Origin of the sequence: Bartonella sp. MU70NMGDW (assembly GCF_042194085.1) — a bacterium.
In the GTDB taxonomy this organism is placed as follows: domain Bacteria; phylum Pseudomonadota; class Alphaproteobacteria; order Rhizobiales; family Rhizobiaceae; genus Bartonella; species Bartonella grahamii.
Map to the genome: position 1 here is coordinate 1 of NZ_JBHIMK010000319.1, position 1,299 is coordinate 1,299.

The window sequence follows — 1,299 nt, forward strand, 5'->3', positions numbered from 1 at the left end:
TCTATTAAAGTTTCTAGGACATTTGTTACCATTTGACTCTTACGTTTTCTTTGCCAATTCAGATAACCGGTAAGACGCTTTCCAGAAAGTTCAAAAAGGGAAGGTTGCGGGAGAGGGGAAAGATGTACATCCGATATATGGGCAAGATAAAACATAAAAGCTCGTAGAGTATTAAAAATGATTTAGATAATAAGCATAAGATAAGTTGATACTTAAAGGCAAGAAGGATTGTAAAATGAAAAATAGCTTGTTGAAAATATGAGAAAATTCTTTTAAGAATTAACGCTGTATTGTATTTTTTATGAAAAGAACAACATAATACAACATATCATTCTTGGTAGCCGATATGTTTTTTCTATGATGGGATAGACTTTAAAATGATGGTCATAAAGTTTTAAGACTTTTAAACAGCTTTCATACGACCACACATTATCATAAAAAATCTAATTATTCAGTATAAAATGCAAAAGAACGTATTGTATTTATGAGGAGTTTTTACGGTTTTGCGCTGCCATGTATTGCTTTTAACGGGAGATTTTTTCACGCAAAACAGAACGATTCAAGAAGAAGATCCCAAATAAAATATCATTGTGTTGTACATTCATATATTTGTTTTGAAGAGATATTTCCCAGTGCGCTTGATCGCATTTCACGAAAGTTCTCAATTCTATGAAAAGTCTCGTTTATAAGGCTTATTATGCGCCACCATTTTACATTTATACAAGGTGCAAAGTAAAACCATCATACTATTCCCTCCCAATTTTGTGAAAATCCTTGCTTTAAGAGGATTCATAAGAGGTACTTTACTCTTTTCTTCAATGGTGTTTATTCATACAGATCTCTTTTAATGATGTGCAAGCGAGTGATTTTAATTAATTTAATATAGAAAGTATTACAAAAAAGAAAAACCCTACAGGGAATAATAACTCAATATGACAATAATGATAAATTATCATTATAGATCAATGTTTTTATCTAATTGTAAAAGACAAGAAAATACACAAAAAAATAAGCTGAATTTTAAGACTATTATATGAAATTTCAGATTTTTCAACGGCTTTCACGATACCACATGCTGCTCAACAGTAAAAGGCAAGCAAGCAGCGCCAAGAAACCAGAAAATATCGAAAAATAAAAGGTATTAATTAAACGGGTTTCTGTCGCTTCTTTCAGAACAATTGAATGTGCTGGGGAAGAAGACGGGTTTATTTTTGATTGAATCAGCTTGAATGGAGGAAGATGAATGTTTTCTTTTCCCTCAGGGTGTAACCGTCCGATGTAACCACCGGTGTGCTTAAT

At 31.9% G+C, this 1,299-nt stretch carries 2 pseudogenes; both read right to left on the bottom strand.

The annotated features are described in order from the left end of the window. Positions 1 to 155, bottom strand: a pseudogene (locus tag ACFIKE_RS10725) (metallophosphoesterase); the annotation flags it as partial. 895 nt (positions 156 to 1,050) lie between these two features. Further along, positions 1,051 to 1,299: pseudogene (locus ACFIKE_RS10730) on the bottom strand (hypothetical protein); the annotation flags it as partial.